Here is a 25,214-nt window from a genome sequence, read left to right on the forward strand (position 1 = left end):
GCGATGAGTTCTGAGGTCTGGTACGTCAGCTATGGGTCCAACATGTGCCGCGACCGTCTCCGCGCCTATCTCCTCGGTGGCCAACCGGAGGGTGCGCGGCGGTCGTACGTCGGGGCCCGTACGCCGGTCATGCCCGTCGACGACGCCGCCGTCGATCTCCCCGGGCGACTCTATTTCGCGGGTGAGTCGACGACGTGGACCGGTGGGGTGGCGTTCTACGACCACGACGCGGCCGGGTCGTGGACTGCTGCCCGGGCCTTCCGGATGACCGCCGAGCAGTTCGCCGACATCGCCGCCCAGGAGATGGACCGGCTGCCCACCGTCGGCGACCCGATCGAGAAGGTCGTCATCGACGGGCTCGAGAAGGGCCGCCACGAGGCGGGCCCGGGCCACTACGAGACCCTGATCGAGGTCGGTCGCCGCGACGGCCTCCCGATGCTCACCTTCACCGCGCCCCACGGCTTCGACGCCGTCCCGCACACCCAGCCGTCGGCTGCGTACGTCTCGATGCTCGTTCGCGGGCTCGAGGAGTCACGCGGCTGGGATCACCTGCAGGCCGAGGCGTACGTCAGGGAGCGCTGCTGAACGGCGCCCGGCTAGCCTGCCCGCATGAAGATCGGACAGGCGGACGAGCGCGCGCTTCTCGAAGGAATGGTCGACATCCAGCGGGACGAGATCAACGCCATCCTCGAGGACCTCGACGACGAGGAGGCGCGACGGCGGTTGGTGCCCTCGCTGACCACCCCGTTGGCGCTGGTCAAGCATGCGACCTTCGTGGAGAAGGTGTGGTTCCACGCCCGGGTCGCCGGTGTGCCGCGCAAGGAGATCGGGCTGCCCGACACCGTCGACGAGAGTTTCATACCGGACCCCGAGGACACGGTCGAGTCCGTCCGGGCAAACCACCGCGCGGCCTGCGAGCGCTCCCGCGAGATCGCCGCCGGACACGAGCTGGACGATGAGTTCGACTGGCACGGCAACCCGGTGTCGCTGCGGTTCATCTATGCGCACATGATCCAGGAGCTCGCCCGCCATGCCGGGCACGGCGACATCCTCGTGGAGCAGGTCAAGGCTTCCCGCGTCGCCTAGCTGTTGCTCATACCCCGCTCGAGACGGTCGGCTCGGCACCGGGCTGCCTGGTAGGCACTCGGCGGGCGAAGAACAGGGCGACGAGAGAGATCAGCGCGAGCACCGACAGGGCGGCCCGCAGCCCGTCGAGGCGAGAGGCCGAGTTCTCCTCGATGATCGCGGCGGACGTACTGTCCGGCACGCCGGCGTCGGCCAAGGCGTCCTCCAGCTCGTCGTCAGGGACGAAGGGGATTCCTCCAGCGAGTTCGACCGCGGCGGTCGAGGAGAGGCTGTCGGGGACGTCGGGGTTGTTCTGGATCCCGGTCAGGAACGATGAGGTCAGGGCAGAGATCAGCACGGCGCCCGCAAGGGCTGTGCCGATCGACGCGCCCAGGTTGGTGACCGTGTTCTGCAGCCCGCCGACTTCCGGGCTCTGCTCGTCGGGGACCGCAGAGACGGTGACACTGCCCAGCTGCGAGGCCAGGGCTCCCACGCCGAGTCCGGCCAGCAGCATCGGCCAGGTGATGACTTCGGGCCCTACGCCCACCTCGAGCGAGACCAGCAGAGAGACGTTGCCGGCGAAGAGGGCGGCGAACCCGACCCTGACCACCCTGCGGGGCGAGGCGTCCGGAAAGAGCTTCGGGATGCCGACCGCGGCGAGCAGCAGGGTGAGGGACAGCGGAAGGATGCGCACCCCGGTCTCGACCGCGGACAGTCCGAGGGCCACCGACAGGAACAGCGGCACCGAGAAGAACAGGCCGGCCTGCAGGAGATACTGGAAGAAGAAGGACGTCAGGCCGCCACGTAGCACTCCGTTGTCGAGGATCGCCGGGTCGATCAGCGCTGACCTCCCCTCCTGTTGGCGCCGTCGCTCCCATCCCAGGAACGCCCGGAGCACGAGTCCACCGGCGATCACGAGCCAGAGGACAGGTGAGACGCCGAGCCATGACGGTGCCCCCTCCTTCGGGATCAGGAAGCCCCAGGCCCCCGCGCGCAGGATCCCGAACACGACCAGGCCGAGCCCGAGCGCCGATATCACGGTGCCCACCAGGTCGAGGCGTGCGCTCGGGTCTGCCGGCGCGTCCGTCATCCTCTTGGTGAGGAGCAGGATGCCCAACACGATCAGAACCTCTCCGGCGAACACCCACCGCCATGAGGCGTACGTGGTGAGCATTCCGCCGATCAGCGGTCCTGCGGCCACTGCGATCGCTCCTGCTGCCGCCACCAGTCCATAGGCGCGCGGTCGTTCGACCCGAGCGAAGTTCGTGGCTACGAGCGAGACGATCGCCGGCATGATCAGCGCGGCCCCGACACCCTCCAGGAACGACCATCCGATGAGGAGCACGGTCAGGTTGGGAGCCAGTGCCGTCGTCGAAGAGCCGACACCGTAGATGACGCAGCCGATCGCGAAGGCCCGCTTGGTGCCCAGCAGCTGGCCCACCTTTCCGCCTGTGATCATGAGGCTGGCCATCACCAGCGTGTAGAGGGTGATGGCCGTCTGGATACCCGTGACCGTCGTGTCGAGATCCTCGGCCACCGTTGCGATGGAGACGTTCATGACCGAACTGTCCAATGTCATCAGGAACTGCGCCGAGGCGAGCGTGAACAGGACGGCTCCTGATCCGGCGGTCACCGCTGCCCCTGTCACGTTGCTCATGACAGCCATTCGAGACGACCCGCGCGGCTTGCGAATCACCCATGGCGCGTGATCCGGACCGGGACCGTGCGCCCGAACCTCGTCTCGCCTGCCAGAAATGGTTCGTACGTCTGGCCGGCCGTGCCGGAGAATCAGACTCGTGCCGTCCCTGAACCAGTTCGCCGCCTTCGCGCTGGCCTCTTTCGTCTTCATCCTGATCCCGGGCCCGAGCGTTCTCTTCGCCCTCGGCCGGGCTCTGACCGCCGGGCGCCGCGATGCGGTGCTGTCCGTGGGTGGCAACGCGTCCGGCCAGTTCCTCCAGGTTCTGGCGGTGGCCATCGGGCTCGGCGCGCTCGTGGCCGCGTCCGCGACGGCGTTCACGGTCGTGAAGCTGGTCGGCGCTGCGTACGTCGTCTATCTCGGGATCCAGGCGATCCGTCACCGCGGCGATGCCCGCGCGGCCCTGGACGGTGGCGAGGTTGCGAGAGTGAGCGGGTGGGGCGCGGTCCGCACCGGCATCATCGTCGGCGCGACGAACCCGAAGACGATCGTCTTCCACCTCGCGTTCCTGCCCCAGTTCATCGACACCTCGGCGCCGGCCGTTCCACAGATCCTCCTGCTGGGTGCGATCTTCTCGGCGATGGCCTTTGCCTGCGACTCCGGCTGGGTCTTCGCTGCCAGCCGTGCCAAGGCCTGGTTCGCCCGCAAGCCCAAGCGTCTCGACAGTCTCGGCGCCGGTGGCGGCGTTGTGATGATCGGACTCGGCGCCACCTTGGCGACCGCATCCCACGGCGCCTGACCGACCCGAGCCGAACGCCGGCAACCGGCCGTCAGCCGCCGAATTCCGAAGACAGGAGCGCCTCGGTCATCGAGACTGGGACGCATGCGGACTCCACTCTCGGGCCTCATCGCGGCCGCACTCGCCTCGCTCGCCATCACCTCGGGGGCCTTGGCGACTCCCGCCGACGCCACCGAGCCTGCTCGCGCCGAGGAGGGGCGTCCCGACCCGCTCCTGGCCTTCAACCACGCCTGGGCGATGGTCGACCGGGAGACGGCCGACGCGATCGAGCACTCCGACTACCTGGGCGAGTTCGCCGACCGCCGGATCAACACCGGCAACGACGGGACCTCGACCTGGACCGGTCGCTACCTGCTCGGCAAGGAGACCTACCTGGAGTTCTTCGGTCCGGGCGACGCTCCCGACGCGGTCGCCGGTGACACCGGGCTCGCCGTCTCGGCGGACGACGACGGCGACCTGGCCATCGCGGCGGACAACCTGCGCGACCTCGTCGCCGACCCGGTCGAGTTCACCCAGGTGACCGATCTCGGCGACGGCAACCTGATCCCGTGGTTCGACGCCGCCTACACGACCTCGACCTACGACACCTTCTTCTCCTGGGCGATGGAGTATCGCGACGAGTTCCTCGACGACCCGCGGCTCTCCTTCCCGCCCGCGGCCTACGAGGGCGACGTCAGCCGCGACCGCTACAACCGCGACCGCTATCTCGACCACCAGCTGCGCGACGTCATCGGCATCCAGATCGCCACGACCGCCGCCGACATCGAGAAGATGGTGCCGCTGTGGCGCGCAGCCGGGATCACCATCCGGGTCCTCAAGGACGGCGGCGTGCTCGCCTTCGACGGCATGACCACGATCCGCCTGCTCCCGGTCCCGGCCGAGAAGGCAGGCGTACGCCACATCATCCTCGCCCTCAACGAGGCGGCCGAGGAGCCGCACACCGAGACGATCGGAAACTCGACGCTGCACGTCGGCCCCGGGGCGTACGCGCTGTGGACCTTCGACCCGATCGAGGCCACCGCGAGCACCCGTTCCCAGGGGGCCGGCAGGCCGCTCCACCCCGCGTTCGGCGGATGAGGTAGTAATCTCCGCAGCAATGGCAGGGAACACCCGACAGACTGGCACGAGCGTGACCAGCCGGGCACTTGCGATCCTGAGCGCTTTCGACGAGCAGCACCGGGCGATGTCGCTCAGCGACATCGCTGCCCGCGCGGACCTTCCGCTCGCCACGACCCATCGGCTCCTGGGCGAGCTCTTCCGGTGGGGTGCACTGGAGCGTCTGCCCTCCGGCGAGTACGTCATCGGCCGGAAGATCTGGGACATCGGCCACCTGGCCCCTGCCGAGACCGGGTTGCGCCAGGTCGCCGAACCGTTCCTCCACGACCTCTACGGGGCGACCCTGGCCACCGTCCATCTCGCCGTACGCGAGGAGCTCGAGGTGGTCTACCTCGACCGGCTGCGCGGCAACCAGTCCGTCCCGGTGGTGAGCAAGGTCGGCGGGCGCCTGCCGCTGCACACCACCGGCGTCGGCAAGGTCCTCCTCGCCTACGCTCCGGTCGAAGTCCAGGACGCGGTGCTGGGCGCTCTCACCCGGATCACCCCCTACACGATCACCCAGCCGGGCGTCCTCCGCAGACAGCTGCGGCAGGTGCTCGACAAGGGCTACGCCACCACCCGCGAGGAGATGAGCCTCGGCGCCTGCTCGATCGCCGTCCCGATCCATCGCCGCGACGAGGTGGTCGCCTCACTGGGCCTGGTGGTGCCCACGCTCAAGGGCAGCGAACAGAGGCTGTACGGCGCACTCCGTGTCGCCGCACAGTCGATCGGCCGGCGGCTCTGAGGAACGTCGGCTAGGAAAATTTTGGCGATGCTTCCACTGAGTGGAAGCTGTGTCGATGCTCACAGGGCGAGTGCTCGTAGGTTCGCCCCCATGAATGTGTCCGCAACCACATCGTCCACCGTCAGTGGCGATACCCGGAGCCTGTGGCCGGTCGTCCTTTGCTGGCTCGCTGTCGCCCTCGATGGCTATGACCTCGTCGTTCTAGGAGCGGTCATCCCCACCTTGGCGGGGACCGGCGCGCTCGGGTTCACCGAGGCGTCGCTGACCACGGCCGCCACCGTCGGCCTGATCGGCGTCGGCATCGGCGCCGTGGCCATCGGGCCGCTCGCCGACCGGTTCGGCCGTCGCCGGACCCTGATCAGCAGCATCGCGCTGTTCTCGCTGCTCACCCTGGCCGTCGCCTTCGCTCCGAACGCCACGGTGTTCATCGTGCTGCGCTTCCTGGCAGGTCTGGGCCTGGGCGCCTGCCTGCCGACGGCCCTGGCGTTCATGAGCGAGCACGCCCGCCAGGGACGCTCGGGCACGGCCATGACCCGGATGATGACCGGCTACCACGTCGGAGCCGTACTCACCGCTCTGCTGGCCCTGTGGGTGATCCCGCACCTGGGCTGGGAGGCGATGTTCGTGATCGGCGGCGTCGCGGGCCTGCTGACGGTCCCCGTGATGTGGGCGAAGCTCCCGGAGTCGCAGGCCTACCTGGAGACTGTCGAGGCGGAGAAGGTACATCCCTCCGAGGTCGTTCGCGGCCGCCTGCTGTGGGTCAGCCTGGGCCTGTGGGCGGCGTCGTTCTGTGGACTGCTGCTGGTCTACGGCCTCAACACCTGGCTGCCGACGATCATGGGCGAGGCGGGCTACTCCCTCGACGCCGGGCTCGGCCTGCTCCTCACCCTGAACGTCGGCGCCGTGATCGGGCTCGTCCTGGCGGGCCTGATCTCCGACGCCAAGGGCAACAAGCCGACGGTGGTGACCTGGTTCGGCGTCGCCGCGCTGATGCTGGCCCTGCTGTCGATCAAGATGGAGAGCAGCTTCCTGGTGTACGCGGCGGTGCTGGCCGCCGGCATCTTCGTCTTCAGCGCGCAGGTGCTGGTCTACGCGTTCGTCAGCCACCTCTACCCCGCCCGGATCCGCGGCACGGCGCTCGGCATGTCCGCCGGCATCGGCCGGGTCGGCGCCATCGTCGGGCCGTTCCTCGGCGGCGCGCTCCTCACCGCCGGCATCGCCTATCCGTGGGGCTTCTACGCCTTCGCCGGCGCGGCCGTGATCGCCATGCTGGCTCTGCTGACCGTGCCGGCGCACCCAAGCAACTGACCACCCGACATTCAGGAGCACACCATGTCCGTTCTCGACTCCGTCGACTGGTCCGGAAACATCCTCAAGGCCGGCGCCTGGCAACCCGGGCGAGGAGGCGACTACGCCGTCGTCGAACCGGCCACCGGCGCCGAGCTGGGCAGGATGGGGCTGGCCACCGCGGCCGACGTGGCGGATGCCGCCGCAGCAGCCGCCGAGGCCCAGCTCGAGTGGGCCGCACTCCCCCACCCGGAACGCGCCGCCGTCCTGCGCCGCGCCGGCGACCTGTGGCAGCGGCATGCCGAGGAGATCACCGGGTGGAACGTCCGTGAGGTCGGCGCCGTACCCGGTATGGCCGGGTTCGCACTTCACGTCGCGGCCGAGGAGTGCTACGAGGCCGCCGGCCTCCCGAGCCGTCCGAGCGGCGAAGTCATCCCGTCCGAAAAGCCGCGTCTGTCGATGACACGTCGCGTGCCCGCTGGGGTGGTCACCGTCATCGCCCCCTTCAACGTGCCGATCATCCTCGGCATCCGCTCGGTCGCCCCTGCCCTCGCCCTGGGCAACGCCGTCATCCTCAAGCCGGACCCGCGCACCGCCGTGACCGGCGGCACGCTGATGGCCCGCATCTTCGAGGAGGCCGGCCTGCCCCCGGGAGTGCTCCAGATGCTGCCCGGCGGCGCCGACGTGGGCGAAGCGCTGATCACGGATCCCCACGTCCGGGTCATCTCGTTCACCGGCTCCACCGGCGTCGGCCGCCGCATCGGTGAGCTGGCGGGCAGGCACCTCAAGCGTGCCCACCTCGAGCTCGGCGGCAACTCCGCGCTGCTGGTCCTCGATGACGCCGACGTCGAGGCCGCCGTCAACCTGGCGGCGTGGGGCTCGTTCTTCCACCAGGGCCAGATCTGCATGACGACCGGCCGACACCTGGTCGCTGCCAGCATCTACGACGACTTCGTCGAGGCACTCGCCGAGAAGGCCAGCCACCTACCGGTCGGCAATCCCGCCACCGACGAAGTCGCTCTCGGCCCCGTCATCGATGCCGGCCAGCGCGACAAGATCCACGGTCTGGTCACTGCGTCGGCGGATGCCGGCGCCGTCATCGCGGCCGGCGGCACGTACGAGGATCTCTTCTACCGGCCCACCGTCCTGGCGGACGTCCCGATCACCGCGCCGGCGTACGCGGAAGAGGTCTTCGGCCCCGTCGCACCGGTGACCAAGGTCGAGTCCGTCGAGGACGCGATCGAGCTCGCGGCGGCCAGCGAGTACGGCCTGTCCCTCGGCATCGTCACCAAGGACGTCATGCGTGGCCTCGCGGTCGCGGAGCAGATCCCGACCGGCATCGTCCACATCAACGACCAGACCGTCAACGACGAGGCCAACGCGCCGTTCGGTGGCGTCCGCGCGTCCGGCACCGGGTCCCGGTTCGGCGGCGCCGAGGCCAACATCGAGGCGTTCACCGAGACCCGGTGGATCACCATGCGGGGTGAGCCGGCGCGCTACCCGTTCTGAGCCCGCGACCCTGACGGGTTTGCAGGTGAGGTACGGGTAGCTCCCGCGGAGGACAAGTCGACGGTCACGCCGGCCATCTCCTCGAGCGCCTCCCACACGCGCGCGACGACGCCCGGCCCCGGGTCGATCGTGTGCGGCAGCGGGGTCAGGCGTACGGGAGGGCCGGCGATCTTCGCGGGACCGAGATAGTCGCCGCCGACCACGTCCGGGTCGACCAGGGCGCGCACCCCGGACCAGGCCGCCGCGTCCTTGCCCTGGGCCCAGGGTGTGTAGGGGTTGCGCCGATAGCCGACGCTGTCGTCCCGGATCCCGGCGCGCCGGGGTGTCTTCGCGTCGACCCCGACTCCGGGGTGGGTGAGGATCGAGGCGACGGGCAGCCCCGCTGCGCGGAGCCGGCGGTCGAGCTCGTATCCCAAGATCTCGGTGAGCGTCTTGGCCTTGACGTACGCGGCGATGCCGGTTCGCGGCGTCGCCCGCGGGTCGGACCCGTCCAGGTGGAAGCGCCGCACGAACCCGGTCGAGGCATGCACGATCCGGAGCGGGTGAGCGGTCCCGGTGGACCGCGCTGAGAGGAGCCGAGCGACGAGGCCGAAGTTGGCGACGGTGTGCGCTCCGGTCATGAGCGGCAGGCCGTCCGTCGTCCTGGCCCGGCGGGCGAGCTGCATCGGGGCACCGTTGAGGAAGATCCCGTCGAGCCGCGGCAGCGCGGCGAGCTGCTCGGCACCCTCCTCGACTGATGCGAGCGAGGTGAGGTCGAAGGCGACCGCGCTGGTGACCGCGTCCGGGACCTGCCCGCGGATCGCGGCCGCGGCGACGTCGATCTTCTCGGGCGAGCGCGAGGCGAGGACCACTTCGGCACCGGCCGCTGCGAGCTGCTCGGCGGCGAAGTAGCCGATTCCTCCGGTGGCGCCGGTGACGGCATAGACGCGACCACGCAGATCGGGCAGGTGAATGGGGTCCCAGGTCATGAATGCTCCTCTAATCGGATAGATGATCCGTTTCAGGGTATACCCAAAGCGGATAATTCATCCGAATCGCGTAGGCTGTGCCCATGTCCCCACTACGTTCGGACGCAGCTCGCTCCCGCGCGAAGATCCTCGACACGGCCCGCGCGCGACCGGTGACCGACCTGCGTCTCAACGAACTGGCGCGTGCAGCCGGCGTCGGCGTCGCGACGGTCTACCGCCACTTCCCCACGGTCGACGCCCTCGTGGAGGCACTCAACCTCGATGCGCTCGAGCAGCTCGTCGCCCAGGCACGCGCGGCAGCCGCGCTCCCCGATCCCGGCGAGGCGTTCACCACGTTCGTACGCAGCGCCGCCCTGTTTCAGGTCGAGCACGAGGGTCTCCAGGCGATCCTGCTGTCCGAGGAGGTCTCACCGGCCGCACGCGCGCTCCGTGACGAGCTCTTCGGGCTCGCCGAGACCACCCTCGAGGCGGCCATCCGCGATGGCGCCGTGCGTCCCGACATCACCACCAGCCACCTGCAGCGCCTCGTCTGCGGGGTCGAGCACGCCGTCCGCCTGGGCGACGGGACCGACCGCGACCTGCTCCTCGACGTGATGTTGTCCGGGCTCTCTCCTCACGCCTGACGGCGGACGGCCTACTGAGCGAGGGCCGGGTGGAGGTGCTCGGTCTCGATCGCGATCCTGGCCTGTTCGGCGGCGGCACGAAGGGCGACGTCCACCGGCTCCGTACGCAGCCACGCGGCCAGGAAGCCGGCCATGAAAGCGTCGCCGGCACCGTTGGTGTCGACGACAGTGGCCGGTGTCGCCGCGACCTCGTGCCGGGTCCCGTCGGCCTCGAGCGCGATCGCTCCCTTCGCGCCGAGGGTGCAGACGGCGAGGCCGGGACCGCGGTCGAGGCACGAGGCCATCAGCCCCCACGGGTCCTCGGTGCCGTCGTCGTTCATGAACACGCCTTCGGCGGCGCGCACGAAGCGCTCGTGAAACGCCGACGAGCCGTCGTAGTCGTGCAGGTCCATCCACAGCGGCGCCCGTCGGGCGGGCATCGCCTCCAGCACCAGCCGGCCGAGCTCGCTCAGGTCGATCACCGCGAGGTCCCCGGCGGTGACCGCGCTCACCGCCGCCTCGACCGCTTCGGCGGACGGGATCGAGGGGGTCGAGACGTACAACGAGACCCGGCCCCCACCCTCGGCCATCAGGTTGACGTGCCGTTCGGTCTGCTCGCTGGCGATCGCCTCCATGACGACCCCCGCCTGCTCGAGCCGCTCCCGCAGCCGCGCGCCGTCCTCGTCGTCACCGACAGGAGCCCACAGGCGTACGTCGATGCCGAGCCCGGCCAGATGCAGCGCCTTGCCCGCGGACGTGCCGCCGACCGTGTGCCACGCGCGACGCGCGAACTGCATGTGTGGCACCGGCTCGGGGAGCCGGTCGAGCTCGATCAGGTGGTTCCAGGACGCGGGGCCGCAGACGACGACACGGGGAGCAGACGACATCGCCATATTCCAGCACCATCGCGGTCAGTAGGTGGTGACATCGACCGACACCGACGACGCATCCCGCAGCGGTGCGATGCTCTCCGCCGCCGCGACCAGCGCGTCCTGATGGCGTCGGCTCAGCGCCTCGAACGCCTTGAGCTCGACGCGCAGCCTTCGCCCGCTCTTGCGGGCGCGCCAGGTGCCGACGATCTCGCCGTCGGCGAGCATCGTTCCGGGGTCGCCGACCGTTCTCCAGACGTCCCGGTGATGGGCCTTGCCCACGATGGTGTCTCGATCGCGCAGCTGGGTGTAGGGATCTCGGGGAGGAAGCAGCCGCACGCCCGTGGGCATCCTCGCCGTTCGGAGTGCGTCGAGATCGGCGGCGAAGGCCCAGGCGGTGCCACCGAAGTCCAGCTCGACCAGCTCGTCCTCGAGACTGCTCCACCACGGATCGACGTCCCCCGCTCGCACCCCGAGCCACGTCGCGAAGCTGCTTCGGGTCGACGGGCCGTAGCAGCGCAGGTAGCGCCGGAGCAGCTCGCGGCGGCACGCCACGGGATCCATCTCCTCGACAGCCCCTCCGAGCCATTCCTCGGTCAGGACGAACGGAGCCTTGTTCCCGGTGCGTGGCGCGAAGCAGACGGTCCGCTGCAGTGCGAGCAGGCGGACGCAGAAATGCACCACCGCCTCCCCGATGGGCTGCCCTTCGGCGTAGGGGCCCTCCTCGTTCCAGACCGCTCGCTGCCGGTCCGTCAGCTCGGGGGCGATCCGTGTGGCCACCTCGGCTCCGAGCTCGTCGATCGCGAGCTGCCGTCCCGGCAGCACCTCACGGGTGGCCGCTGCGACGATGTCGACGGCCTCGGTGAGGGTCAGCCCGAGTCTGTCGACCGCCTGCTGGACACCCAGCAGGAAATGCCTCCGCGCTTCCTCGGTCACGGGAAGCACACCTGTCGTGAAGACGTACGCCTCGGCGGTCGGGACATAGTAGGGAGCACCCCGCATGCTCCAGGTCAGCAACAGCTCCCGACCCTCGACGGCGTCGGCAACCAGGTCAGCCGAGACACCGTCGACCCGTGCGTGGAACGCCAGCAGCGCCGACCCGGGAGGAGAGTTCTGGATACCGCACCGTCCCGCAGCCGCCACCAGGCCCTGCTCTCCAAGTCGGGCATCGAGCTGGTGCGATGCCAGCCGGAAAGCCACCACACGCTCCCGTTCGACTCGCTCGGCCACCGACCCAGCGTACGTCTGCTGAGCGAGGAGCTACTTCGAGTCGAGGCCTGCGATCAGGACCAGGGCAGCGAAGCCGTCGTCGGTGCCCGGCCACTGGGCGCGAACCGCGTCGATCCCCGCGCGACGGACGACGCCACGCAGGACGGCGGCGACGATGATCGCGTCGTCGGCGTAGCCCAGCACCGGGATGAAGTCGGGCACCAGGTCGACCGGCAGGGCGAGGTAGACCATGAGCAGCCCGAGCCTGATCCGTACGCCGCGAGGCATCGATCTGTCGGTCGCGAGCCGACGCAGCAGCCGCACCACATCGGGCAGGATCCGCAGTGCCTCACGCAACAGGTCGCCGCGCGGGCGAACGACGAGCAGCGCGACGATGAGGCAGAGCCAGGTGAGCAACAGCGCCGCGGCGACGCCGATCGCCAGGTCCCACCAGAACGAACCAGTCATCCTCACCCTCCGAGCCACGCCGCGCTCCGTGGTGGCGCCGCACCTGGCGATTCCATCACGGCCGCCGGAGAAAGGCGTCGTCGTCTCCGTCCTCGAGCAGTACGCTCGATCGGACGCCGAGCTGACTCGTCGTCATGGTTCACGGAGGAACCCATGCCACTCACCAGAGTCCACAATCTTTCGATCTCGCTCGACGGCTTCGCGACCGGGGAGCCGCAGTCGGCCGAGGCGCCGTTCGGCCATGCCGGCGAGCGCCTTCACGAATGGATGTTCGCCACCCGCTACTGGGACTCGTCCGGCGGCGCCGGCGCGGACGACGCCTTCGCGCAGCGGCACAGCCAGGGCATCGGCGCCGAGATCATGGGCGCCAACAAGTTCGGTCCGCCGGGGTGGCAGGACGACCCCGAGTGGAAGGGCTGGTGGGGTCCCAACCCGCCGTTCCACTCGCCGACCTTCGTCCTCACCCACCGGCCGCGTCCGCCCGTGGAGATGGAGGGCGGCACCACCTTCTACTTCCTGGATGCGCCTCCGGCCGAGGCGCTGGCGGCCGCGTTCGAGGCCGCCGACGGTCAGGACGTACGCCTCGGGGGCGGCGCGACCGTGGTGCGCGACTTCGTCGCAGCCGGGCTCGTCGATCTGATGCACCTGGTCCAGGTGCCGATCGTCCTCGGTCGTGGCGTACGCGTCTGGGACGGCCTGGAGGGAGCCGAGAACGACTACGACATCGAGGCGGTCTCGACGCCCAGCGGCGTCACCCACCTGACCTTCACACGTAAGCCTGCCGGCTCCTAACGCGGGCGAAAGGTCCGTCGAGGGCGGCCCACTGCAGGAGCATGACCGTCTTGCCGTCGATGATCCGGCCGTCCCGGGTCATCGCCAGCGCCTCGGCGAAGTCGAGCTCGAGCACCTCGATGTCCTCGCCCTCCTCGGCGACTCCGCCCCCGTCTCCGATGCGGCTCGCCGGCGTGTAGGCCCCCGCGAAGAAGTGGAGCCGTTCGGTCACCGACCCGGGACTCATGTAGACGTCGAAGACGTGGTCGACGTCGGTGAGGCTGATACCGAGCTCCTCGGCGCTCTCCCGGCGGATGGCGGTGACCGGGTCGTCGGCATCCAGCAGCCCCGCGGCCGCCTCGATGAGGAGCCCGTCAGGATGGTCGTTGACGTAGACCGGATACCTGAACTGCCGGGTCAGCAGGACCGTGCCGCGCTCGACGTCGTAGGGAAGGAGAACGGCGCCGTTCCCGCGGTCGTACGTCTCGCGCTGCTGGGTCTCCCAGCGCCCGTCCCGCCGGCGGTAGTCGAACGTGGTGCGCCTGAGTACGTGCCACCCCTGCGAGGTCAGCTCGACGTCTCGGACCACGACGTCGGGGTTGCGGGTCAGCTCTCGACCGGCGCGATCGAGACCGATGCGGCCTCGATGGTCGGGGACCTCGATGCCTGGACGGCCGCTCATGCGCGCTGGGCCCCGATCGCCGGGATCTCCGCGATGTCGTAGTAGACCGGAAGCCCTCGGCCCTCGGCGATCGCCACATCCTGGTCGGCTCCGGCCGACTCCCCGGGAAGGCGGAGGACAGCGTCGCAGCGCTGAAGCAGCCGCTCCGCGGTCGGGTAGAGGACCTCCTCCGCGAGAGGGTCGGTGGGCCCCGCGCCGGCCGAGCTCAGCACGGGCAGCGCGACCCACTCACCGATCATCGGGATGTGGCCGGCGGCGAAGATCGGCCAGGCGGCCGCTTCGAGCCGCTCGAGGTTGGCGGCCATGGCCGCGGGGTCACCGTCGGTGCCGGAACGATAGGGGCCGGCAATGAGGATGAGCATCGGCTTCGGTGTCGTCATGGCGCCAGACTACATGCAATAATGTGCAAAAATAGAAAGGAACGTGCATGCTCGTTGGACAGCGCCGCGCTCACCTCCTACGCATTCTGGACGAAACAGGCAAGATCGTGGCCAAGGACGTCGCCGTCGACCTGGGCGTCTCCGAGGACAGCATCCGCCGCGATCTGCGTGACCTGGCCGCGGAGGGTCTGTGCCAGCGCGTCTACGGTGGTGCGCTCCCCGTCTCCCCGGCGGTCGTCGCCTACACCACCCGCCACAGCGTCGAGCCCGGCGGAAAGCGTGCGGTAGCGGCCGCGGCCGCGGGCCTCGTACGTCCCGGAAGCACGCTCATCCTGGACGGAGGCACCACCGCGCTCGCCGTCGCGGAAGCACTTCCCCGGGACCTGGAGTGCACCGTCATCACCAACAGCCCGACCGTCGCCTCGGCCCTCCTGCAGCACCCGAGCGCCGACCTGTTCCTCCTCGGTGGCAGGGTCTTCAAGCACTCCGCCGTTGCCTGTGGCGCCGCAGCCGTCGAAGCAGCCCAGAACGTCTCCGCCGACCTCTGCCTCATCGGTGTCACCGGCGTTCACCCCGAGGCCGGCCTCACCACCGGCGACGCCGAGGACGCCGCCATGAAACGCGCCCTCGCCGCGCGTGCGGCCGAGACGTACGTCCTCGCCTCCTCGGAGAAGATCGGCACCGCCTCCCCCTACCGGGTGCTCCCCTGGGGTCAGGTCACCGGCATCATCACCGACGCCGCCCCGACCGATGGCGTGATCAAGCAGCTCTCAGCACTCGACGTCGAGATCCTGCACGCCGACGTTCTCTAGGAACCGTTCGACGTCCCGCCTCGAGCGAAGCCGGACGAACCGCAGGTGAGAGTGACGCGGATCGGCCATCGCGGCCTCATAACGCTTCACCTGCGGAGCATACGAGTCCCACGCCCAGCGGATGACCGAGTCGCTCGGATCCCAGAGACGAAGACCGCCCCAACCCGTCGTGCTCTTCCTCGACCCATCCCGGCCGCCAATGAAGCGCGTCGAGCTCGACGTACCGGACCCCAAGAGTCTCCGCCAGCCTCCGGGCGACCGTCGACTTGCCCGAACCCGAGGATCCGACCACCGACACCCGCATCAGAGTGTCTTCGCCATGAACACACGGCGGTAGCCATCCTCGACGACGTACCCGGTCTCCTCATACCCCAACCGCGCGTAGAGCCGCCGGTTCTCGGTCATCGCCTCATGCGTGTAGAGCTCGACGTACGTCGCGGCGCGGGCCATCGCGCGGGACTCGACGTGAGCAATCAGTGCTCGCCCGATCCCCCGCCCCTGATGGCCAGGCGCCACTGCGAGGTTCTCCAACAGCACACCGCCGTCCCCTGGATGCCTCGTGACCGCGTATCCGGCAACATCGCTATCAACCGTCGCCACCCAGACCTCCGCGGACTCGATCGCCTCCTCGTAGTCCGCCCCCATCGGCCCAGGCTCGAGCCCGATCCGCTCGACATACCTCGCGTACGCCGCCAGCGCGATCTCCCTCAGCCGCGGCGCATCCGCTGGCTCCGCCGGTCTGATGCCCGCAGGGTTCGGGCCGATCGGGGTGGCGCTCATGGTGGCAACCGTACGTCGCAGGCGCTCGTGGCTCGACTGAGTTGCGCCGCGATCTACGTTCGTCGAGTGAAGCGGATGTCGCCGTTGGGGAGGCGTTCGTGGAGGTATTCGGGGTCGTGGGCGCGGTGGTGGTGATGGCTGCAGAGCAAGGCGGCATTGTCGAGGTCGGTGGCCCCGCCTTGGGCCCAGGCGATCCAGTGGTGGGCTTCGGCCCAGGTGCCGGGGATGTCGCAGCCCTCGGTCTCGCAGGTCGCCGATCTGAGGAGGAGGGCGCGGCGTTGGGCGGCGGTGAAGAAGCGTTCCTTGCGGCCGAGGTCGAGGATTTCGGAGGCGCCGCCGAGGACGGCGGGGATGATGTTCGCGGTGCAGGCCAGCCGGCGGGCTTCGGCGGCGGTGATCGGGCTGCCACCGAGGATCTGGGCGATGCCGGCCTCTTTGCGGAGCTGGTCGATGTCGATGGTCACGATCACCGTGGTCGCATCCCCGCCGTGGATCGGCAGCCGCGATGGGTCGAGGGTCTCCAACAGCTGGCAGAACGCGCGTCCCAGGCGGCGGTCGTAGGGCAGGTACTCGCCGGTCTCGGTGCGGGTGCCGTCCTCGCGTCGGGGTGAGGCGAACGCCTCCAAGGTGGTGGCCAGCCGGTCCGCAGTCGCGTCCGGGACCACCGCCGTGATCCGGGTGGTGCCATCTCCGAGGCGCCGCATCGCGAGTCGGGTCTTCTTCCGGGCGTGGGCATCCTCGGCCGCCAGCCGTTTCGCCTCTTCCGCCTCAGCGATCTCGGGCGCGATGACATCGAGGATCCGGCGGCCCAGGCGTCGGAGCTGGGTGGGGTCGAACCGGGTCGCATAGCCGACCAGGGCTTCTTCGGCCTTGACGCGGATCTCGGGGTCGAGGTCGGTCGGCAGGTCGTCGAGGGCGTTCACGATCACGTGGGCTTGGGCAGGGTTGCAGGCACCGGTCCGCATCGCGGCCGCCACCAGCCCATACGAGCGGTCCAGGGCCTCGGCCAGCCGGAGGTCGGCGCGGAGGGTCTCGGGGCGTTGGTGGGTGTGGTGATGAAGCCACGCCGCGACATCCCGCGCCGCGGACTCGGCGGCCACGTCGTCAGCGGTGGCGAGCACCCGCAGCTCGAGCTCAGCCAACTGCGCCTTCGCGCGGGCGATCTCAAGCAGGGTGGCGGCCTTCTGGTCGGTGGCCATGAACACCGGATTCGCCTCAGAGACACCGTCCAGGGCGTTGGTGACCGCGACCACCGCCCCCAGCACAGGGTGCTGGGGCTGCTGCAGTGTGGTCATCGAACCGGTCACCTCCCGACGTACGAACTCTCCACACCCGCTGGCACGGGTGTGTGTTGGTTCGCTGGTCTCGGAGGCCCGGAGTACGGGCTATTACTTACCCTCGCAGCTCAGCGTTCACGCCCCTGGTTCCCCTGGATTACCCCACACCCGTTGTGTCTCGGATGGCTGGGGCACGCCTCTTTCGAGGTGGTCGGCCTTCACATTTACGCCTGCGCCGAGCCTACCACACGAAAGCAACCCAAACCCGATCAGGGACAGATATCCCCAACAAAACCCAGACCGCTGCTGGAAGCCCGCAAGACACCCGAATGGCACCCAACCCAGACACCCTGCTTCTAAATCTCCAACCCAATCCCGGTATTGGCCCCACCCACGCTGGAACCCAAACACAAATCCCCGAGTAACCTCCCAGCATGACTGAGCCGCTGGACGACGGGCCGTTCTACCACGGCACAAAGGCCGATCTGCGCGAAGGAGATCTACTCACCCCCGGCTTCCGGTCGAACTACAAGCCCGAGGTGGTGATGAACCACATCTACTTCACCGCGCTCCCCGACGGCGCAGGCCTAGCCGCCGAGATCGCCCCCGGCGACGGAGAGCCACGGGTCTATCTCGTTGAGCCGACCGGCGAATATGAGAACGACCCCAACGTCACGGACAAGAAGTTCCCGGGCAACCCGACCCGCTCCTACCGCAGCACGGCACCGCTCCGGATCGTCTCCGAGGTCCACGACTGGACCCGGCTGACGCCGGAGGCCCTCCAGATGTGGCGCGACCGCCTCGCTGCGATCCGGGCCGACGAACGGGCCGAGATCATCAACTAGGCCGACGATCAGTGCAGGGCGGCATCCGCCGCGGTCGTACGCCAGGCATGGAAGGCGATCGTGAGCCCGGCCCTCGTGGGAGCACAGGTGAACGGCCCGGCCTCGGCGACGAGCTCCGGAGCGAAGGGAACGAGTCGGACGAGCTGAAGAGAGCCTCCGTCGACCGCGGCTCGAATGGTGAGCGCGTCACCGGATCGACTGGCCCGCATGTGGACCCTGCGGTCGCGCCAGTCGGGCACGGGCGCCAGTGACCAGTCGGATCTGCCGTCGGTGACGACGGCACCGAGCTGCGGACGACCGTCGGCATACTCGACGCCCGCCTTGACCCAATGCGTCTCGCTGACGCGTACGAAGATCCCGGCCTGGTCGAACTGCTCTGAGAACGCTGCCGTGAACTCGACCTCGACAGCGGTGTCCTGGTCGAAGGGAGCCAGCAGGGCGTGCTCGCTGTCGTGGACGAACCCGTAGGAGGTCGTACGCCACGCGTCGCTCCCCTCGGCGGCGGTGACGAGCAGGTCGGAGCCGCGTTCGACAGCGGAGACGGGCGGATGGGTCCAGCGCCCACTCCCCCAGCGGATCGAGGTCAAGGCGGGTCAGCCCTCGCGAATGGTCATCGTGGTGATCCGGTCGCCGTCGACGTCGAAGACGAACTTCGAGCGGCCGTTGGCGTGGGTGGAGCGCCAGTCGCCGATCACGGTCACCGTGCCGTCCTCGGCCGCGACCTCCTCGACGGCGAGGGTTCCCTGAGCGCCGATGAACTCGTTGTCGCTCCACCCCTTGATCTGCTCTCGTCCGGTGAAGACACGGCCCCAGTCGTCGACAGCTCCACCCTCGGTGAAGGCGTCGAGGAACGCGGACTCGTCGTGCCTGTTGACGGCCTCGATGAAGGTGGCGACCGGCTCAGGAATCGTCTGCTCTGTCATGTGCACTCCTTCTCAGCGGGTGGTGGCGCGAGTATTCAGTGTCGCTCTTCCAGCCCCACGGCCTCGCGCAGGATCCGCACCGAGTCGGCAAGGTCCTCGTCGTCGCGGGCCCGGGACTCCATGAGATCAGAGAGGGCCGAGGCGATCACGTTGAGCTTCTCGTGGGACGCCTCCTCCGAGCGCCGCCCAGCGTTCTGGAGCAGCACCAGCAACAGCAGCGAGAGGACCGAGGAACCCGTGTGCACGGCCAGCTCCCACTTGGTGCTCGAGGACCAGAAGGGGAAGCTCACCGCCCACACCAGCAGGACGCCCACGATCACATAGAAGAAGGGAGCATGGCTGACCACAGAGGTGACCACCTCCACGAAGCGTTCGAACCCGTTCCGTCCGTCGCCTCGCTGACGAGACTTCCTGGCACTGTTCTCTACGGTCATGCGGACACCGTAGTCCCCGACAGCTGCCGATCAGGCCGCGATGACCGAGGTCATCAGGACGTACGCGGCGGTGCCCGCGAAGATGCTCAGCGTCATGCTGCCTCGCCACAGGTGCAGCCCGATCGTGATCGCGAGGGCGAGGGCGGCCGGCCCGGCAGAGGCCAGGACGACAGGGTCCGTGTCACGGAGGGTGTACGCGGCGAGGATGACCATCACGCCGACGGGCATCCGGTCGCCGATGTAGGCCAGCAGCGCGCTGTGCCGCAGCGGAGCGAGCATCGCGAACGGAGCCGCGCGAAGGGTCCAGGTGACGGCCGCGGAGACGAGGACGGCGGACAGGACGTACCAGGGATCAGTCACGCCTGCTCCTACGGGCAGCCAGGACGTACGAGCAGACCAGCGCGGCACAGAACATGCCCATCGCGATCAGCAGCATGTTGTCGCGCGAGATCAGCGCCGCGACGATCGCGCAGCCCAGGGCGAGCGCCGAGATCGGCACCGACCTACGGACCTTGTACGCCTCGATCCCCAGCACCACGAACAGCGCCGTGACCGCGAAGTCGAGGCCGACCACCTGGGGCGGGATCAGCGATCCCAGCCCGGCGCCGGCAGCCACGCAGAGCACCCACGCCAGGTGGAAGAACGCCTGGATGCTGACGATCCTGGTCCGCGACCACTCGGCCGCCTCCGGCGTCGCGGTGAGCGCGTACGCCTCGTCGGTCAGGGCGAAGGTGCTGTAGGCCTTCCACCCGCGGCCGCGCACCCGGTGCATCGGGAACGTGATGGCGTAGAAGACGTGCCGGAAGTTCACCAGCAGGGTGCTGACCGCGATCTGCGCCAGCGGCGCGGCGGCGGCCAGGAGGCCGACGAGTAGGAACTCCATCGATCCGGCGAACACGACCGCTCCCAGCACTGGCGCCCACCACCAGGCGAGCCCGGACTGGACCACCAGTACGCCGAGCGCGAGCCCGAGCGGGACGACGGCGACAGACGCGGGAAGCACTGTCCTCCACCCGGCGGCGACCTCCTCGCGGGTCCCCGCGAGCTCCCGCGGTGCCGTCTCCATCTCCGTCACTTGCATGCGGCAAGCCTAGGAAAGTTCTGACGTCCTTGGGTTGCCCATCGGCGATGCTAAAGTGCCGCCGTGCGCAATGATCATGCGATTGACGACCTGGATCGAGCAATCATTGCCGAGCTCGAGGATGACGCCCGGCTGAGCAACGCCGAGCTCGCCCGAAGGGTCGGACTCACCCCGGCGCCATGCCTGCGCCGAGTGCAGCGGCTGGAGCGCGACGGCGTGATCAAGGGCTACCACGCCAGCATCGACCCGAAGAGCGGCGGACGCGGGTTCGAGGTCATCGTGGCCATCGACATCGCCGTCAACGACGGCAAGACCATCGAGGACTTCGAGACCGCCGCCGTCGCCGTCCCCGAGGTCACCGAGATGCGCCGCATGCTCGGCCAGCCCGACTACTACCTGCGCGTCCAGGTCGCCGACCCCGATGCGTACGAAGCCCTCATCGTCGGGACGATCTCCCGGCTGCCCGCGGTGAACAGGCTGCTCTCGCACCAGACCATGCGGCTGATCAAGGGGTAGGTCAGCGTGGCAGCACGCCCAGGAGCGCCGCGGTGAACGAGGTGCGCAGGGCGTCGCGCAGATCCAGATGCAGTACGCCGAGCTCCGGCTCGTCCGCATAGGCGGCGAGGACGCTGGGCGGCGGCGGGACGTACGCCGCCAGCGCGCCGGCCGAGATCAGGCTCATCATGCAGAACGTCTCGGCACCGTCGCCGAGCTCGGGCAGGTGGCGGCGTACGAGCTCGAGCATGGTCGCGAGGTGCTCGTGGGTGGAGCGCTTGTGGCGCTTGACGACCTCGACCGAGACGTTGTGCTCGAGGACGCCACCCTGCGCGCCGAAGAGGTCGCAGAGCACCATCCGCCCCGACAGCGACCGGCTGAGGACCTCGGCCAGCTGGTCCGCCCGCACCTCCAGTGACGCCTCGGCCTGGACACCCGCAGCCAGCTCGTCGGACAGCTCCTCGAGCCACGCTCCCAAGAAGTCGTCCAGCAGCTCGAGCAGCACCGCCTCGCGCGACTCGAAGTAGCGCAGCACGTTCGACTTGGCCAGCCCCACCCGCCGACTGAGCTCGTTGAGACTCACCTCGGCCACCGGCATCTCGTCGAGCATCGCCGCCGCGGTGTCCAGGATCGCCCGGCGGCGGATCTCTCGTTGCTCGTCGCTTCGTGCCCGCTGGAATGTCACCGCCCCAGAATAACTTAAAGACCGCCGGTCCCTTGACATCAGACCAGTGGTCTCTTAAGTTGGTCATAACAGACCGATGGTTCTTTAGGAGTGGACAATGAGCGACACCTGGACTGATCAGCACATCCCCGACCAGCACGGCCGAGTGGCGATCGTGACCGGCGCCAACACCGGCCTCGGCTTCGAGACCGCCCGCATGCTCGCCGAGCACGGTGCGCAGGTGGTCATGGCCGTACGCGACGTAGAGAAGGGCAAGCAGGCAGCCGCGCGCATCGACGGCGACGTCACCGTCCAGGTCCTCGACCTGGCCTCCCTGGAGTCGATCCGGTCCGCGGCGGCCGACCTGCGCGCCAGTCACCCGCGGATCGACCTGCTGATCAACAACGCCGGCGTCATGTACACGCCCAAGCAGACCACCGCGGACGGCTTCGAGATGCAGTTCGGCACCAACCACCTCGGCCACTTCGCCTTCACCGGCCTGCTACTGGACCAGCTCCTCCCCGTCCCCGGCTCGCGGGTCGTCACGGTCAGCAGCCTCGGCCACCGCATCCGCGCCGACATCCACTTCGACGACCTGCAGTGGGAGCGGTCCTACAGCCGCGTCGCGGCGTACGGCCAGGCCAAGCTCGCCAACCTGATGTTCACCTATGAGCTCCAGCGCCGGCTGGCCTCGCACGGCACCACCATCGCGGTGGCAGCCCACCCCGGTGGCTCCAACACCGAGCTCGGCCGCAACTCTCCCGGCCCGATCCGCGTCGCCTTCGACTGGCTCGCGCCCCTGGTCGGCCAGGCGCCCGCGATGGGCGCACTCCCCACCCTGCGTGCCGCCACCGATCCCGCCGTCATCGGCGGTCAGTACTACGGGCCCGGCGGCCTCGGCGAGGCCCGCGGATATCCGAAGCTGGTGACCTCCAGCCCCGCCTCCTACGACCTGCAGACCCAGCAGCGGCTGTGGACCGTCTCCGAGGAGCTCACCGGCGTACGCATGCCCCTCGACACCTGAGCCGCACGCGTCAACGGAGAGAGCGACTGGTCACCGGCTGAGCAGCTGTCGCGTCCGGTCGTCGGCTGGGACGAAGGTCTCCAGATGGAGGCCGTTGAGAGTGACGTCCGAGGCATTCTCGATCTGGCTGGCGACACTGAAGAAGCGCAGCGCGTGGCCGCCCGCGTCGACCTCCAGCGGGACGACCGGGTCGGCCAGCGGCCGGACGGACGGCTCGTCGCCGGAGGGGTAGGCGGTGACCTCGTCGCGGAGGGCGACCAGGGCCGGGTCGCCGCCGGTGTGGGTGATGCGGCGGCCGAGCTGATGGAGCAGGTGGGCTCGCCAGACGGGCAGATTGCGGATACGCGGGGCGAGTCCGCGCGGATGCAGGCAGAGCCGGATCACGTTCAGCGGAGGCTCGAGCAGGCTGGCGTCACAGCCGTCGAGCAGTCCGTCGACGGCCTGGTTGGCATCGACGATGTCCCAGTGGTCGTCGAGGAGCAGAGCCGGGTACGGCGCGTGGGCGTCCAACAGGCTGCGAAGCCCGGCCATCACCGGCGCGAGCGCGTCGTCGTCGGTGGCACGGTGCGGATAGCGAGGCGCGAACCCGCCGGCGAGCAGGAGCCGGTTCTGCTCGGCCATGGGCACCCGCATCACCTCGGCCAGCCGGACGATCATCTCCGGTGTCGGCCGGGAGCGACCGTTCTCGACGTAGCTCACGTGCCGGGTGCTCACCTCGGCCTGCGTGGCGAGCGCGAGCTGGCTCAAGGACCGCAGCTCGCGCCAGCGGCGCAGCTCGCTGCCGACCGACGGTGACGGTGACGTCGCGGTTGAGATCACGGCCCGAGGCTAGCCAACCCTGGATTCCGAGGGCCATGACCTCGGAGGTTATCGACCCGCGCACCGACCAGCGGCGAACCTTCTCGTGGCAACCCGATCCGAGAGAAGGAAGACACCATGAACGACATCGTGACGCGCTACCTGGACACCTGGAACGCCACCGACGAGTCGGTGCTCACCAAGCTGCTGGCCGAGCACTGGTCCGACTACTGCGTCTACGTGGACCCGCTCGCCGACGTGCAGGGCCGCGAGGCCGTCGGGGCGACCATCCAGGCCGTACGTGCGCAGTTCCCGGGCTTCGTGTTCACGCCCGTGGGGACCGTCGACGCCCACCACCAGCAGGCTCGGTTCCAGTGGGGTCTGGGACCGGCCGGCGCGGAGCCGGTCGTCATCGGCTTCGACGTGGTCGTCGTCGACGCCGACCAGCGGATCCGTGACGTACGCGGCTTCCTGGACAAGGTGCCCGCCTGACCTCAGGCTTGGTCCGCTACCACCGGCGAGAGCGGCCGCTCGAAGAAGGTCTCCAGGACGACCGTCGCCTGCGTTCCGCTGACGCCCTCGATGGCGTAGATCCGGCGCAGCACGTCCTGCAGCTGCTCGGTGGTCGCGGTCCTCACCTTCACCAGCACGGAGGCGCTGCCCGCGATGATGTGGGCCTCCACGATCTCCGGGAGCGCGGCGAACGCCTCCGCCGACTCTCCCATCCACGACGTGGAGTCGACCATGACGTACGCCAGCACCGAGCTGCCCACGGCGGCCGGGTCCACGTCGGCGGTGGTGCGCCGGATGACACCACTCTCACGCAGCTTGCGTACGCGCTCGTGAGCCGCACCCGCGGAGAGGCCGACTGCATGGCCCAGCGCGGCGTAGGACTGGGTGGCGTCGCTCTGAAGCTCGGCCAGCAGCTCGCGATCGATCTGGTCCACAGGTTCTCCGTTCAGAAATATCTTGCGCTGACCATACCTGATCTTGCAGTCTTCACCTCAGGCCGATTCAGATTCGGCATTGGATACTGAGGAGTGGACTCCATGAGCAGTGACCGCCCTGGGCTGTACGAGATGCTCGACGACCGGTTCCGCACCGGACGATGCATGAACGGCGACGAGGCGCTGGAGGTCCTCTTCACCGGGTGCCGTTGGGCCGAGGGGCCGATCTACGTGCCCGCCTGGCGTCAGGTGGTCTGGAGCGACATCCCCAACGACCGGATGCTGCGCTGGGACGAGGAGACCGGAGACGTGAGCGTCTTCCGCCGCACCGCCGGGCACACCAACGGCAACACCCTCGACCGCGAGGGCCGGCTGATCACCTGCGAACAGGGCAATCGCCGCGTCACCAGGACCGAGCACGACGGCACGATCACCGTGCTGGCCGAGCGCTGGCAGGGCAAGCGCCTGAACAGCCCCAACGACGCGACCGTGAAGTCCGACGGCTCGATCTGGTTCTCCGACCCAGACTTCGGCATCACCAGCGACTACGAGGGCTACCGCGCCGAGAGCGAGATCGGCTCCAACAACGTCTACCGGATCGACCCTTCCACCGGCGAGGTCCGCCTGGTCGCGGACTGCTTCGGCGCCCCGAACGGGCTGGTCTTCTCCCCCGACGAGCGCCAGCTCTTCGTCTCCGACACCCGTGCCGGCAAGATCTGGCGCTTCGACGTACGCGATGACGGCACCCTCTCCGAGGGCGAGGTCTTCGCCGACGCCGGAGCCCGCGACGACGCCCGCTTCGACAACCTCCGCTTCGACGACGGCGGCCACCTCTGGGTCGCCGCGATGGACGACGGCGTGCACTGCTACGACCCCGACGGCACCCTCATCGGCCGCCTGAACGTCCCCGAGACCGTCGCCAACATCTCCTGGGGCGGCGCCAAGCGCAACCGCCTCTTCATCACCGCCGAGACCAGCCTGTACTCGGTCGTCATGGGCGTCACCGGCACCCACCCGACCGGCCCCGGACGCCGGCCCTGGCTGTAGCG

General features: G+C 69.3%; 33 protein-coding genes. 15 read left to right on the forward strand and 18 right to left on the reverse strand.

Annotated elements, in window-relative coordinates; genetic code table 11:
* Positions 1-3 precede the first annotated feature (3 nt).
* Both ABTX24_RS06095 and ABTX24_RS06100 read left to right on the forward strand, forming a co-directional pair.
* Positions 4-585 carry a histone deacetylase gene (locus tag ABTX24_RS06095; protein WP_350838140.1) on the forward strand — a complete coding sequence of 194 codons (582 nt, stop codon included), beginning with the start codon at positions 4-6 and terminating at the stop codon, positions 583-585.
* Positions 586-609: 24 nt separating this feature from the next.
* Positions 610-1,086, forward strand: a complete 477-nt coding sequence (locus ABTX24_RS06100) for a DinB family protein (protein WP_350838142.1) — start codon at positions 610-612, stop codon at positions 1,084-1,086.
* 7 nt (positions 1,087-1,093) lie between these two features.
* Here the strand turns inward: ABTX24_RS06100 and ABTX24_RS06105 are convergent, their stop codons facing one another.
* On the reverse strand, positions 1,094-2,722 hold the full coding sequence (locus ABTX24_RS06105; RefSeq protein ID WP_350838144.1) for an MFS transporter: 1,629 nt from the start codon (positions 2,720-2,722) through the stop codon (positions 1,094-1,096).
* 139 nt (positions 2,723-2,861) lie between these two features.
* Here ABTX24_RS06105 and ABTX24_RS06110 point away from each other — a divergent pair, with 139 nt between their 5' ends.
* The 5 genes from ABTX24_RS06110 to ABTX24_RS06130 all read left to right on the forward strand — a co-directional run bounded on the left by ABTX24_RS06110 (position 2,862) and on the right by ABTX24_RS06130 (position 8,136).
* Positions 2,862-3,500: a LysE family translocator gene (locus ABTX24_RS06110; protein ID WP_350838146.1), complete on the forward strand. Its 639-nt coding sequence runs from the start codon at positions 2,862-2,864 to the stop codon at positions 3,498-3,500.
* Positions 3,501-3,584: 84 nt separating this feature from the next.
* On the forward strand, positions 3,585-4,577 hold the full coding sequence (locus ABTX24_RS06115; protein WP_350838148.1) for a DUF5829 family protein: 993 nt from the start codon (positions 3,585-3,587) through the stop codon (positions 4,575-4,577).
* A gap of 52 nt (positions 4,578-4,629) precedes the next feature.
* Positions 4,630-5,340, forward strand: coding sequence for an IclR family transcriptional regulator (locus ABTX24_RS06120; RefSeq protein ID WP_350838150.1), 711 nt, complete (start codon positions 4,630-4,632; stop codon positions 5,338-5,340).
* A gap of 90 nt (positions 5,341-5,430) precedes the next feature.
* On the forward strand, positions 5,431-6,648 hold the full coding sequence (locus ABTX24_RS06125; protein WP_160024825.1) for an MFS transporter: 1,218 nt from the start codon (positions 5,431-5,433) through the stop codon (positions 6,646-6,648).
* A gap of 24 nt (positions 6,649-6,672) precedes the next feature.
* On the forward strand, positions 6,673-8,136 hold the full coding sequence (locus ABTX24_RS06130) for a benzaldehyde dehydrogenase (RefSeq protein ID WP_350838152.1): 1,464 nt from the start codon (positions 6,673-6,675) through the stop codon (positions 8,134-8,136).
* Here ABTX24_RS06130 and ABTX24_RS06135 read toward each other — a convergent pair.
* Positions 8,124-9,104, reverse strand: coding sequence for an SDR family NAD(P)-dependent oxidoreductase (locus ABTX24_RS06135; RefSeq protein ID WP_350838154.1), 981 nt, complete (start codon positions 9,102-9,104; stop codon positions 8,124-8,126). The genes ABTX24_RS06130 and ABTX24_RS06135 overlap by 13 nt on opposite strands.
* Positions 9,105-9,187: 83 nt before the next feature.
* Here ABTX24_RS06135 and ABTX24_RS06140 point away from each other — a divergent pair, with 83 nt between their 5' ends.
* Positions 9,188-9,727 (forward strand): TetR/AcrR family transcriptional regulator, encoded by a 540-nt coding sequence (locus ABTX24_RS06140; protein WP_350838156.1) that lies wholly within the window; start codon positions 9,188-9,190, stop codon positions 9,725-9,727.
* A gap of 11 nt (positions 9,728-9,738) precedes the next feature.
* On the opposite strand, the gene ABTX24_RS06145 is transcribed toward ABTX24_RS06140, so the two are convergent.
* From ABTX24_RS06145 to ABTX24_RS06155, 3 genes are read right to left on the reverse strand one after another with little or no spacing between them, the layout of a single operon-like run.
* A complete protein-coding gene (locus ABTX24_RS06145) occupies positions 9,739-10,593 on the reverse strand; it encodes a carbohydrate kinase family protein (RefSeq protein WP_350838158.1) in 855 nt (284 codons plus the stop codon).
* A gap of 24 nt (positions 10,594-10,617) precedes the next feature.
* Positions 10,618-11,805 (reverse strand): winged helix DNA-binding domain-containing protein, encoded by a 1,188-nt coding sequence (locus tag ABTX24_RS06150; protein WP_350838160.1) that lies wholly within the window; start codon positions 11,803-11,805, stop codon positions 10,618-10,620.
* A gap of 30 nt (positions 11,806-11,835) precedes the next feature.
* Positions 11,836-12,252 (reverse strand): YkvA family protein, encoded by a 417-nt coding sequence (locus ABTX24_RS06155; RefSeq protein WP_350838162.1) that lies wholly within the window; start codon positions 12,250-12,252, stop codon positions 11,836-11,838.
* A 153-nt stretch (positions 12,253-12,405) separates the two neighbouring features.
* Between ABTX24_RS06155 and ABTX24_RS06160 the strand changes: the two genes are divergently transcribed.
* Complete coding sequence (locus ABTX24_RS06160) at positions 12,406-13,044, forward strand: dihydrofolate reductase family protein (protein ID WP_160024832.1); 639 nt, start codon at positions 12,406-12,408, stop codon at positions 13,042-13,044.
* Here ABTX24_RS06160 and ABTX24_RS06165 read toward each other — a convergent pair.
* Together ABTX24_RS06165 and ABTX24_RS06170 are read right to left on the reverse strand one after the other, a co-directional pair.
* Positions 13,019-13,705, reverse strand: a complete 687-nt coding sequence (locus tag ABTX24_RS06165; protein WP_350838164.1) for an NUDIX domain-containing protein — start codon at positions 13,703-13,705, stop codon at positions 13,019-13,021. The genes ABTX24_RS06160 and ABTX24_RS06165 overlap by 26 nt on opposite strands.
* A complete protein-coding gene (locus ABTX24_RS06170) occupies positions 13,702-14,085 on the reverse strand; it encodes a DUF4406 domain-containing protein (RefSeq protein WP_350838166.1) in 384 nt (127 codons plus the stop codon). Before ABTX24_RS06170 ends, ABTX24_RS06165 begins: the two co-directional genes overlap by 4 nt.
* A gap of 47 nt (positions 14,086-14,132) precedes the next feature.
* On the opposite strand from ABTX24_RS06170, the gene ABTX24_RS06175 reads away from it, so the two are divergent.
* Positions 14,133-14,897 carry a DeoR/GlpR family DNA-binding transcription regulator gene (locus ABTX24_RS06175; protein ID WP_350838168.1) on the forward strand — a complete coding sequence of 255 codons (765 nt, stop codon included), beginning with the start codon at positions 14,133-14,135 and terminating at the stop codon, positions 14,895-14,897.
* Between the two features lie 76 nt (positions 14,898-14,973).
* On the opposite strand, the gene ABTX24_RS06180 is transcribed toward ABTX24_RS06175, so the two are convergent.
* Genes ABTX24_RS06180 through ABTX24_RS06190 form a run of 3 tightly spaced genes read right to left on the reverse strand, consistent with a single transcriptional unit; the run spans position 14,974 to position 16,972 of the window.
* A complete protein-coding gene (locus tag ABTX24_RS06180) occupies positions 14,974-15,201 on the reverse strand; it encodes an AAA family ATPase (protein WP_350838170.1) in 228 nt (75 codons plus the stop codon).
* Positions 15,201-15,677 (reverse strand): GNAT family N-acetyltransferase, encoded by a 477-nt coding sequence (locus ABTX24_RS06185; RefSeq protein WP_350838172.1) that lies wholly within the window; start codon positions 15,675-15,677, stop codon positions 15,201-15,203. Before ABTX24_RS06185 ends, ABTX24_RS06180 begins: the two co-directional genes overlap by 1 nt.
* Before the next feature lie 53 nt (positions 15,678-15,730).
* Positions 15,731-16,972, reverse strand: a complete 1,242-nt coding sequence (locus tag ABTX24_RS06190) for an HNH endonuclease signature motif containing protein (protein WP_350838174.1) — start codon at positions 16,970-16,972, stop codon at positions 15,731-15,733.
* A 416-nt stretch (positions 16,973-17,388) separates the two neighbouring features.
* Between ABTX24_RS06190 and arr the strand changes: the two genes are divergently transcribed.
* Positions 17,389-17,799 carry an NAD(+)--rifampin ADP-ribosyltransferase gene (gene arr / locus ABTX24_RS06195; protein WP_350838176.1) on the forward strand — a complete coding sequence of 137 codons (411 nt, stop codon included), beginning with the start codon at positions 17,389-17,391 and terminating at the stop codon, positions 17,797-17,799.
* Between the two features lie 8 nt (positions 17,800-17,807).
* Here arr and ABTX24_RS06200 read toward each other — a convergent pair whose 3' ends face one another.
* From ABTX24_RS06200 to ABTX24_RS06220, 5 genes are read right to left on the reverse strand one after another with little or no spacing between them, the layout of a single operon-like run.
* Complete coding sequence (locus tag ABTX24_RS06200; RefSeq protein ID WP_350838178.1) at positions 17,808-18,386, reverse strand: DUF1349 domain-containing protein; 579 nt, start codon at positions 18,384-18,386, stop codon at positions 17,808-17,810.
* 6 nt (positions 18,387-18,392) lie between these two features.
* Positions 18,393-18,722, reverse strand: a complete 330-nt coding sequence (locus tag ABTX24_RS06205; protein WP_160024838.1) for a nuclear transport factor 2 family protein — start codon at positions 18,720-18,722, stop codon at positions 18,393-18,395.
* 35 nt (positions 18,723-18,757) lie between these two features.
* Positions 18,758-19,156 (reverse strand): low affinity iron permease family protein, encoded by a 399-nt coding sequence (locus tag ABTX24_RS06210; RefSeq protein WP_350838180.1) that lies wholly within the window; start codon positions 19,154-19,156, stop codon positions 18,758-18,760.
* A 30-nt stretch (positions 19,157-19,186) separates the two neighbouring features.
* Positions 19,187-19,516: a branched-chain amino acid transporter permease gene (locus tag ABTX24_RS06215; RefSeq protein WP_350838182.1), complete on the reverse strand. Its 330-nt coding sequence runs from the start codon at positions 19,514-19,516 to the stop codon at positions 19,187-19,189.
* A complete protein-coding gene (locus tag ABTX24_RS06220) occupies positions 19,509-20,237 on the reverse strand; it encodes an AzlC family ABC transporter permease (protein ID WP_350838184.1) in 729 nt (242 codons plus the stop codon). The genes ABTX24_RS06215 and ABTX24_RS06220 overlap by 8 nt, the downstream gene beginning before the upstream one ends.
* A gap of 63 nt (positions 20,238-20,300) precedes the next feature.
* Here ABTX24_RS06220 and ABTX24_RS06225 point away from each other — a divergent pair, with 63 nt between their 5' ends.
* Complete coding sequence (locus ABTX24_RS06225; protein WP_350838185.1) at positions 20,301-20,753, forward strand: Lrp/AsnC family transcriptional regulator; 453 nt, start codon at positions 20,301-20,303, stop codon at positions 20,751-20,753.
* A 1-nt stretch (position 20,754) separates the two neighbouring features.
* Here ABTX24_RS06225 and ABTX24_RS06230 read toward each other — a convergent pair whose 3' ends face one another.
* On the reverse strand, positions 20,755-21,417 hold the full coding sequence (locus ABTX24_RS06230) for a TetR/AcrR family transcriptional regulator (RefSeq protein WP_350838187.1): 663 nt from the start codon (positions 21,415-21,417) through the stop codon (positions 20,755-20,757).
* A gap of 97 nt (positions 21,418-21,514) precedes the next feature.
* Between ABTX24_RS06230 and ABTX24_RS06235 the strand changes: the two genes are divergently transcribed.
* Complete coding sequence (locus ABTX24_RS06235; RefSeq protein ID WP_350838189.1) at positions 21,515-22,420, forward strand: SDR family NAD(P)-dependent oxidoreductase; 906 nt, start codon at positions 21,515-21,517, stop codon at positions 22,418-22,420.
* A 30-nt stretch (positions 22,421-22,450) separates the two neighbouring features.
* Here the strand turns inward: ABTX24_RS06235 and ABTX24_RS06240 are convergent, their stop codons facing one another.
* On the reverse strand, positions 22,451-23,239 hold the full coding sequence (locus ABTX24_RS06240) for a helix-turn-helix domain-containing protein (protein ID WP_350838191.1): 789 nt from the start codon (positions 23,237-23,239) through the stop codon (positions 22,451-22,453).
* Between the two features lie 117 nt (positions 23,240-23,356).
* On the opposite strand from ABTX24_RS06240, the gene ABTX24_RS06245 reads away from it, so the two are divergent.
* Positions 23,357-23,710, forward strand: coding sequence for a nuclear transport factor 2 family protein (locus tag ABTX24_RS06245; RefSeq protein ID WP_350838193.1), 354 nt, complete (start codon positions 23,357-23,359; stop codon positions 23,708-23,710).
* Between the two features lie 2 nt (positions 23,711-23,712).
* Here the strand turns inward: ABTX24_RS06245 and ABTX24_RS06250 are convergent, their stop codons facing one another.
* Positions 23,713-24,165, reverse strand: a complete 453-nt coding sequence (locus ABTX24_RS06250; RefSeq protein ID WP_350838195.1) for an Lrp/AsnC family transcriptional regulator — start codon at positions 24,163-24,165, stop codon at positions 23,713-23,715.
* 102 nt (positions 24,166-24,267) lie between these two features.
* On the opposite strand from ABTX24_RS06250, the gene ABTX24_RS06255 reads away from it, so the two are divergent.
* Complete coding sequence (locus tag ABTX24_RS06255; protein WP_350838197.1) at positions 24,268-25,212, forward strand: SMP-30/gluconolactonase/LRE family protein; 945 nt, start codon at positions 24,268-24,270, stop codon at positions 25,210-25,212.
* Positions 25,213-25,214: the final 2 nt, after the last annotated feature.

It is taken from the genome of Nocardioides sp. NPDC127514 (genome assembly GCF_040302125.1).
Classification (GTDB): Bacteria; Actinomycetota; Actinomycetes; order Propionibacteriales; family Nocardioidaceae; genus Nocardioides.

Bases quoted from the DNA above. Each gene is read 5' to 3' on its own strand.
- ABTX24_RS06095 (WP_350838140.1), top strand. From the start codon at position 4: ATGAGTTCTGAGGTCTGGTACGTCAGCTATGGGTCCAACATGTGCCGC.
- ABTX24_RS06100 (WP_350838142.1), top strand. From the start codon at position 610: ATGAAGATCGGACAGGCGGACGAGCGCGCGCTTCTCGAAGGAATGGTC.
- ABTX24_RS06105 (WP_350838144.1), bottom strand. From the start codon at position 2,722: ATGAGCAACGTGACAGGGGCAGCGGTGACCGCCGGATCAGGAGCCGTC.
- ABTX24_RS06115 (WP_350838148.1), top strand. From the start codon at position 3,585: ATGCGGACTCCACTCTCGGGCCTCATCGCGGCCGCACTCGCCTCGCTC.
- ABTX24_RS06125 (WP_160024825.1), top strand. From the start codon at position 5,431: ATGAATGTGTCCGCAACCACATCGTCCACCGTCAGTGGCGATACCCGG.
- ABTX24_RS06130 (WP_350838152.1), top strand. From the start codon at position 6,673: ATGTCCGTTCTCGACTCCGTCGACTGGTCCGGAAACATCCTCAAGGCC.
- ABTX24_RS06135 (WP_350838154.1), bottom strand. From the start codon at position 9,104: ATGACCTGGGACCCCATTCACCTGCCCGATCTGCGTGGTCGCGTCTAT.
- ABTX24_RS06140 (WP_350838156.1), top strand. From the start codon at position 9,188: ATGTCCCCACTACGTTCGGACGCAGCTCGCTCCCGCGCGAAGATCCTC.
- ABTX24_RS06145 (WP_350838158.1), bottom strand. From the start codon at position 10,593: ATGTCGTCTGCTCCCCGTGTCGTCGTCTGCGGCCCCGCGTCCTGGAAC.
- ABTX24_RS06155 (WP_350838162.1), bottom strand. From the start codon at position 12,252: ATGACTGGTTCGTTCTGGTGGGACCTGGCGATCGGCGTCGCCGCGGCG.
- ABTX24_RS06160 (WP_160024832.1), top strand. From the start codon at position 12,406: ATGCCACTCACCAGAGTCCACAATCTTTCGATCTCGCTCGACGGCTTC.
- ABTX24_RS06165 (WP_350838164.1), bottom strand. From the start codon at position 13,705: ATGAGCGGCCGTCCAGGCATCGAGGTCCCCGACCATCGAGGCCGCATC.
- ABTX24_RS06170 (WP_350838166.1), bottom strand. From the start codon at position 14,085: ATGACGACACCGAAGCCGATGCTCATCCTCATTGCCGGCCCCTATCGT.
- ABTX24_RS06175 (WP_350838168.1), top strand. From the start codon at position 14,133: ATGCTCGTTGGACAGCGCCGCGCTCACCTCCTACGCATTCTGGACGAA.
- ABTX24_RS06180 (WP_350838170.1), bottom strand. From the start codon at position 15,201: ATGCGGGTGTCGGTGGTCGGATCCTCGGGTTCGGGCAAGTCGACGGTC.
- ABTX24_RS06185 (WP_350838172.1), bottom strand. From the start codon at position 15,677: ATGAGCGCCACCCCGATCGGCCCGAACCCTGCGGGCATCAGACCGGCG.
- ABTX24_RS06190 (WP_350838174.1), bottom strand. From the start codon at position 16,972: ATGACCACACTGCAGCAGCCCCAGCACCCTGTGCTGGGGGCGGTGGTC.
- arr (WP_350838176.1), top strand. From the start codon at position 17,389: ATGACTGAGCCGCTGGACGACGGGCCGTTCTACCACGGCACAAAGGCC.
- ABTX24_RS06205 (WP_160024838.1), bottom strand. From the start codon at position 18,722: ATGACAGAGCAGACGATTCCTGAGCCGGTCGCCACCTTCATCGAGGCC.
- ABTX24_RS06210 (WP_350838180.1), bottom strand. From the start codon at position 19,156: ATGACCGTAGAGAACAGTGCCAGGAAGTCTCGTCAGCGAGGCGACGGA.
- ABTX24_RS06220 (WP_350838184.1), bottom strand. From the start codon at position 20,237: ATGCAAGTGACGGAGATGGAGACGGCACCGCGGGAGCTCGCGGGGACC.
- ABTX24_RS06235 (WP_350838189.1), top strand. From the start codon at position 21,515: ATGAGCGACACCTGGACTGATCAGCACATCCCCGACCAGCACGGCCGA.
- ABTX24_RS06245 (WP_350838193.1), top strand. From the start codon at position 23,357: ATGAACGACATCGTGACGCGCTACCTGGACACCTGGAACGCCACCGAC.
- ABTX24_RS06255 (WP_350838197.1), top strand. From the start codon at position 24,268: ATGAGCAGTGACCGCCCTGGGCTGTACGAGATGCTCGACGACCGGTTC.